The organism is Pseudonocardia sp., from assembly GCF_025965585.1.
Lineage (GTDB): Bacteria > Actinomycetota > Actinomycetes > Mycobacteriales > Pseudonocardiaceae > Pseudonocardia.
The window spans coordinates 1-6036 of the sequence record NZ_JAOPWR010000027.1 but is presented as its reverse complement, the minus strand read 5'-3'; the positions used below and the strand labels follow the sequence as shown (position 1 = coordinate 6036).

Genomic DNA, 6036 nt, shown 5'->3' with positions numbered 1-6036 from the left:
TGCAGTGTAGGAGTGTGATCGATGCAACTCCTACAGGGTGGTGTTGTTCGTCACGTGCGTAACGATCACGTTGCGGATCGGACGAATCGCCGGTGGCGCAGAACCGAAACGGCAGGTCGTCCGCCCTTCGGGGGTGAAGCCGTTGAGTCCCTGCTCAGGACGCGGTTGACCACCGCCGCACTGGGACTCGCGGTACTCGTCGTGGTGCTCTCGGCCTCGTCCGTACGGCACCGGGCCGTGCACATGGCCAGCAGCACCCCTTGACAGCGGCGTCCCGGCCCTTGTCGACGAGGCTGCTGAGGCCGCCATCCCGGAACCGTTCGTGAGCCGTCCGCCCCGCGCCGGCCCCCCGCACCGGCCTCGTCGCGGCGGCCGAGGCCGTCGCGGCCGGTTCCACCCAGCTGGTGGTGGCCGTGCTCGATCGCGTCACCGACGAGTCTGCCGTCGGGAGGCGCGGTACCGAGCCCTTCTACGCGGCGTCGCTGTCGAAGGTGGTGGTGGCCGTGGACGTGCTCGACCGCAGGCGGTCCGAGGGCCTCACCGTCACCGGTGCGGACCTCGTCCTGTTCCGGCGGGCGCTCGGCCCCAGCGACGACAGCGCGATGAACGCCATCTGGAGCCGCTTCGTGGCGCGGGCGCGGCCGGCCGGGTGAACGCCCGGTTGGGGCCCGAGGTCACCACGAACCCGCGTGACCAGTCGCAGTGGGGAGAGATGCGCGTGTCGGCGTCGGAGATGGCGGCGATCTGGGCGTACATCCTCGACGACATGCCTGCGGCCGACCTGCTCGTCGACGACATGGAGGCAGCGGCGCCCCGCGCCCGCGACGGCTTCGACCAGGCGTTCGGCCTGCCCGACCCGGACGTGGACGGGCCCGCGGGGCCGGGCGCGGTGGCCGAGCAGGGCTGGATGTGCTGCTCCTCGGGGATCTACTGCCTGCACAGCGTGGGAGCGGCGGACGACGGCCAGCGGTTCCTCGTCGCACTGCTCTCGCGAGTGCCCCGCTCGGGCGGCTGGCAGGCCGCCCGCCGGGGGCTGGACCGGATCGCGGAGGCCACGGTGCAGCCCATGGCCTGAGCGTCGTTGTCGTGTGCCAACCTCGCAGGCATGACCGGTGGACAGGGGCGCGGCGAGCAGCTGCTCCGCCGGGTGCTGGCGGGCTCGGGTGCCGAGCCGCCACCAGGCTGGAGCGTGGCGCTCGCATCGGTGGCGGCTCCCGCTCGCGGCGCGGACGGAGGTCCGGACCGGGAGCCGACCGGCGCCCCCGAGCTCGACGCCGCTGGGCCGTTGCGGCACGGCGTGCGGCTGCCGGCCCGGGCCGGCGTGCCCGTCGACTGGCCGGGGTGGGTGCCGGAGGAGGTGCGCGCCGCGTTCGTCCGCACGGGGGTGCGGACGCCGTGGAGCCACCAGGTGGAGGCGGCCGAGCTCGCCCACGCCGGGCGGGACGTGGTGGTGTCGACGGGCACCGCGTCCGGCAAGTCGCTGGCCTACCTGCTGCCGGTGCTCGCGCGGTTCGCCGAGGACCCGCGGGCCACGGCTCTCTACCTGTCGCCGACGAAGGCGCTGGCCGCCGACCAGCTGCGCTCGCTCGAGACGCTGGCCCTGCCCGACGTGCGGCCGGCGCCGCTCGACGGGGACACCTCGGACGACGCCCGCGACTGGGCCCGTCGCCATGGACGGCTGTTGTTCAGCAACCCCGACATGCTCCACCGGTCGGTGCTGCCCCGGCACGGCCGCTGGGCTGGTTTTCTGCGGAAGCTGCAGTTCGTGGTGATCGACGAGTGCCACACCTACCGCGGGGTGTTCGGCTCGCACGTGGCGCTGCTGCTGCGCCGCCTGCTGCGCGTGTGCGCGCGCTACGGCTCCCGTCCGACGCTGGTGCTCGCGTCGGCCACGGTGGCGGAGCCCGACGCGTTCGCGAGCCGGCTGACCGGCCGGGTCGTGACCGCCGTGACCGTGGACGGCTCGCCCGCCGCGAGCCGGACCGTGGCGCTCTGGGAGCCGCCGCTGATTCCGGAGCTGACCGGGGAGAACGGCGCTCCCGTACGCCGGTCGGCCGGGGCGGAGGCGTCGCGCATGCTGGCCGACCTCGTGCTGGAGGGTGCGCGGACGCTCGCGTTCGTCCGTTCGCGGCGGGGAGCCGAGGTGACGGCGCTCGGGGCGCAGCGCGTGCTCGCCGACGTCGACCCCGGGTTGGTGGACCGGGTGGCGGCCTACCGGGGCGGCTACCTGCCGGAGGAGCGCCGGGCGCTCGAGGCCGCCCTGACCGGAGGGGACCTGCTCGGCGTGGCCACCACCAACGCGCTCGAGCTGGGCGTGGACATCGCGGGGCTCGACGCCGTGGTGGTGGCAGGCTTCCCCGGCACGCGGGCGTCGTTCTGGCAGCAGGCCGGCCGCGCGGGCCGTGCCGCGGACGAGTCGCTGGTGGTGCTCGTGGCCCGGGACGACCCGATGGACACCTACCTCGTGCACCACCCCGCCGCCCTGCTCGGCGCTCCCGTGGAGGGGTGCGTGCTCGACCCGGCCAACCCCTACGTGCTCGCCCCGCACCTGGTGTGCGCGGCAGCCGAGCTCCCGCTGACGGAGGCGGACGTCGACGGCGTCTTCGGCGGCGGTGTCTTCGGCGAGGGCGACACCCGCGAGCTCCTCGACGAGCTCGTGGCCGACGGTGTGCTGCGCCGCAGGCCGACCGGCTGGTACTGGCCGTCGACCCGCGAGCGTCCGGCCGGGTCCGTGGACATCCGCGGATCCGGCCTCGGGCAGGTGGCCGTGGTGGAGGGCGCCACCGGCCGGATGCTCGGCACGGTGGACGGCGGTTCGGCCCCGGCCACGGCCCACCCCGGGGCGCTCTATCTGCACCGCGGCGAGAGCTACCTGGTGGACGACCTGGACCTCGAGTCCGGCGTGGCCCTCGTCCACGCCGCCGACCCGGACTGGCGCACCGACGCCCGCTCCACCGCCGACGTGCAGGTGGCGCGCGTGCTCGAACACCGCGACCACGGGCCGGTGGCCGTCTCGTTCGGGGAGGTGACGGTGACCTCGCAGGTGGTGGCCTACCAGCGCCGCACGCCCGACGGCACCGTGCTGGAGACGGTGCCGCTGGACCTGCCCGAGCAGACCCTGCGCACCCGGGGCGTCTGGTACGACGTGGACGATGCCACGCTCGTGGCCGCCGGCATCATGCCCGCCCGCATCCCCGGTGCGCTGCACGCCGCGGAGCACGCCGCGATCGGGCTGCTGCCGCTGTTCGCGATCTGCGACCGCTGGGACATCGGCGGCATGTCCACCGCCATGCACCCGCACACCGGCCGCCCCACCGTCTTCGTGCACGACGGGCACCCCGGTGGGGCGGGTTTCGCCGAGCGTGGGCACGCCGTGCTGGGGGCGTGGCTGGCCGCCACCCGAGCGGCGATCGCGGGCTGCGAGTGTCGTACCGGCTGTCCGTCCTGCGTGCAGTCGCCCAAGTGCGGCAACGGCAACGTCCCGCTGGACAAGGCCGGCGCGGTGCTCGTGCTCGACGTCGTGCTCAAGGCGCTCGGGGAGCCTGTGCGCCCGGCCGCGGGCCCGGTCGGCCTCGTGCGGCGCGCTGCGGGGTAGGCCGCTACCGGCCGGCCCAATCGGGGGGCGAGCCGGCCGGTAGCGGCCTAATGCGGTGGAGCCGGCTCGGGGGTGAGCGTCGGGGGGGACGCGCCGACCCCACCGCAGTCTGGGGAGCGAGTTCGTCGCTCCCCGCCGACCCTGGCCGGAAGGGAGCGCTATCAGTAAGCCCCGCCCGGACGGCCGGATCCAGGGGACGTCGCCGATCGGTGCTACTGCAACGACGAGCGCGCGCCGTCGGCGCCGAGTCGTCGGACGGCCGCGGGTCGGCCACCGGAACCACCGGATCGCCCGCGAGGACCCGCCCGACGGGGCCCACGGACCGTTCGTCGTGAACAGGGTCACGGATCGGGTGCCGAACGCGACCGCCGCCGGCAGGGGCTCCGGTGCGCCGGACGGCCACCCTGGGCCGCCGGGCGGCGGGCCCGCTCCGGCGACGATCGGGACGGGACCGGCCCGCGCCCGGCCGGTGGCGGCGTCGCCGCCCGGGAGGGCGAGTGCCACCGGAGCCTGCACCTCCACCAGCGCATCCCATCCGGACAGCCGGCAGAGCACGACCCGCGCGCCCGTGCCCGCGGCGACCTCGCCCGCGCGGGCGCAGGCGGCGCTCTCGCCCTCCACCGCGAGCTGGGCGGCGGCGAGGGCGGCCAGGTCGGCCGCGGACTCGGCGCGGTGCCGGGCCAGCACCGCGGCGCCGACGTGCAGGCCGAGGACCAGCGCTCCGACCAGCACCGCGACCGCCCCGGCGGCCCAGACGGTGGCCAGCCCGTCGTCGCCGTGGCCCTCGACCGCCCTGCGGCGCGGGCGGACACCCGCGTCGCCGTGGGTGGTGTCCTCCCGGATGTGGTGACACGGCGCTGGGGGGTGACGGGGCGTGGTGCGGTGAGGCGGTGTGGGTGTCATGACGCCGCCGTCCCCGGCTCGGCGACCGCGACGGCGCGGCCGCCGATCCGCAGCGGCAGCGGGTGCAGCAGCTGCGCCGACACCACCGAGGTGACGGTGTCGCCGTCCTGCTGGAGGTCCAGGAGGGCGCCGTCCGGGGCGAGCTCGGCGGCGACCTCCCGGCCGCGCTCCGGCTCCCCGCGGGCAGCGAGCCGGGCCAGCTCGCGCGCCGCGTCGACGCACCTGATCGACGCCGTCACCGCGGCCAGCGCGCCCAGGGCGAGCGCGAGGAACACCACCAGCGTGCTCAGGGCCAGTGCCGCCTCGACAGTGACGGCTCCGCGGTCGGAACTCCACCGGGCCCGTCCGGCGGGAGGACGCCGGACCGCGTGGTGCCCGCTCCGGGACCCGGTGCCCGGCGCCCTCGCCGCCATCAGAACGTGACCGAGAGGGCGCGCTGCACGAGACCGGTCAGCGCCGTGACGATCGAGTCTCCACTGACCACGGCGTAGAGGACCGCGGCGAAGGCAGCCGCGGCGATCGTGCCGATGGCGTACTCGACGGTGGACATCCCTTCGTCCTCCTCGCCGAGCCTGCGGATGCGGACGGACGGGGTGGGGGTGCTGGTCGGGAACACGGATCTCCTCCTTCATGCGGTGCGCGGTGGCGGTCACCACCGCGCGAGTGCCTCGCCCGCCAGGCCGACGACGACCGGCGCGATACCGAGGGTCAGGAACGCGGGCAGGAAGCACAGGCCGAGCGGGCCTGTGATGAGCACGGCGGCCCGCTGCGCCCGTGCCTGTGCGGTGTCGATCAGCTCCGCGCGGAGGCGGGAGCCCTCGACCCTGGCCACCTGGGCCAGTGCGGCGCCGGTGCCTGCCGAGCGGCCTGCGGCCCGCGCGAAGGTGGCCAGTGCCGGTAGCTCGGTCGCGCCGCGCCAGGCGTCGGCGGGATCGGCGCCCAGCTCCAGCAGCCCCGCCACACGGCGCAGCAGCGTGCCGGTAGTGCCGTCGAGCGGTGCGGCCGTGGCCGACACGGCCGCGGCCACCGGCAGTCCCGCCTCCAGGCAGACGGCCAGGAGCTCCCAGCGGCCCGCGAGCGCGCCGCTGTCGGGATCGGCCGGTCGTCCGGCGCGGCGCATCGCGACGACCCCGGCCGCGGCGGCCAGTGCGGTGACGACGGTTGCGGCCACGACGCCGGACACCGCGAACGCCACCCCACCGAGTGCTGCGGCGCCGACCGCGACCCACCCGGGGCGCAGCGCGGCGTCGGGAGCCACCGTGGCCGGCGCGGGCGCGGCCAGGGACCGCAGCCGCAAGCGACCGGAGGGCGCGTCGGCCAGCAGCACGGCCACCGCGAGGAGCACCGTGACGGCGGCCAGGGGCGTCGCAGCGTCCGACGCGGCCGGGGTCGCGATCATGCGTTCCGCTGCGGCGCTCGCCGTGCCGGGCGTCATCGGGGGACCGCCGAGCGCAGGATGCGTTCGGTCCAGGTGCGGCCGGCCGCAGCCAGCCCGACGCCGACCACCAGCAGGATCTGGCCCAGCACCCCGCCCCGCA

Annotated in this window: 6 protein-coding genes and 1 pseudogene; 3 read left to right on the top strand and 4 right to left on the bottom strand. The window is 76.2% G+C overall.

Annotated features, from left to right (window positions below):
- Positions 1-407: 407 nt before the first annotated feature.
- Genes JWR81_RS01370 through JWR81_RS01360 form a run of 3 tightly spaced genes read left to right on the top strand, consistent with a single transcriptional unit; the run spans position 408 to position 3595 of the window.
- Positions 408-653, top strand: coding sequence for a hypothetical protein (locus JWR81_RS01370; protein ID WP_297645693.1), 246 nt, complete (start codon positions 408-410; stop codon positions 651-653).
- The gene (locus tag JWR81_RS01365; RefSeq protein WP_297645691.1) at positions 650-1075 is read left to right on the top strand and encodes a hypothetical protein; all 426 of its coding nucleotides are present in this window, start codon (positions 650-652) and stop codon (positions 1073-1075) included. Before JWR81_RS01370 ends, JWR81_RS01365 begins: the two co-directional genes overlap by 4 nt.
- A gap of 30 nt (positions 1076-1105) precedes the next feature.
- A complete protein-coding gene (locus JWR81_RS01360; RefSeq protein WP_297645689.1) occupies positions 1106-3595 on the top strand; it encodes a DEAD/DEAH box helicase in 2490 nt (829 codons plus the stop codon).
- Positions 3596-4054: 459 nt separating this feature from the next.
- On the opposite strand, the pseudogene JWR81_RS01355 reads toward JWR81_RS01360, so the two are convergent.
- The 4 genes and pseudogenes from JWR81_RS01355 to JWR81_RS01340 form a co-directional block, all read right to left on the bottom strand.
- A pseudogene (locus JWR81_RS01355) lies at positions 4055-4498 on the bottom strand (Rv3654c family TadE-like protein); the annotation flags it as partial.
- Complete coding sequence (locus JWR81_RS01350) at positions 4495-4911, bottom strand: TadE family type IV pilus minor pilin (protein ID WP_297645687.1); 417 nt, start codon at positions 4909-4911, stop codon at positions 4495-4497. The pseudogene JWR81_RS01355 and the gene JWR81_RS01350, both read right to left, overlap by 4 nt.
- A complete protein-coding gene (locus JWR81_RS01345) occupies positions 4911-5048 on the bottom strand; it encodes a DUF4244 domain-containing protein (RefSeq protein WP_297645694.1) in 138 nt (45 codons plus the stop codon). Before JWR81_RS01345 ends, JWR81_RS01350 begins: the two co-directional genes overlap by 1 nt.
- A gap of 99 nt (positions 5049-5147) precedes the next feature.
- The gene (locus JWR81_RS01340) at positions 5148-5933 is read right to left on the bottom strand and encodes a type II secretion system F family protein (protein ID WP_297645686.1); all 786 of its coding nucleotides are present in this window, start codon (positions 5931-5933) and stop codon (positions 5148-5150) included.
- Positions 5934-6036 lie beyond the last annotated feature (103 nt).

What these genes read in the sequence shown, in the direction of transcription:
- JWR81_RS01360 (WP_297645689.1), top strand. Translation starts at nt 1,106, where the DNA reads ATGACCGGTGGACAGGGGCGCGGCGAGCAGCTGCTCCGCCGGGTGCTG.
- JWR81_RS01350 (WP_297645687.1), bottom strand. Translation starts at nt 4,911, where the DNA reads ATGGCGGCGAGGGCGCCGGGCACCGGGTCCCGGAGCGGGCACCACGCG.
- JWR81_RS01345 (WP_297645694.1), bottom strand. Translation starts at nt 5,048, where the DNA reads ATGTCCACCGTCGAGTACGCCATCGGCACGATCGCCGCGGCTGCCTTC.
- JWR81_RS01340 (WP_297645686.1), bottom strand. Translation starts at nt 5,933, where the DNA reads ATGACGCCCGGCACGGCGAGCGCCGCAGCGGAACGCATGATCGCGACC.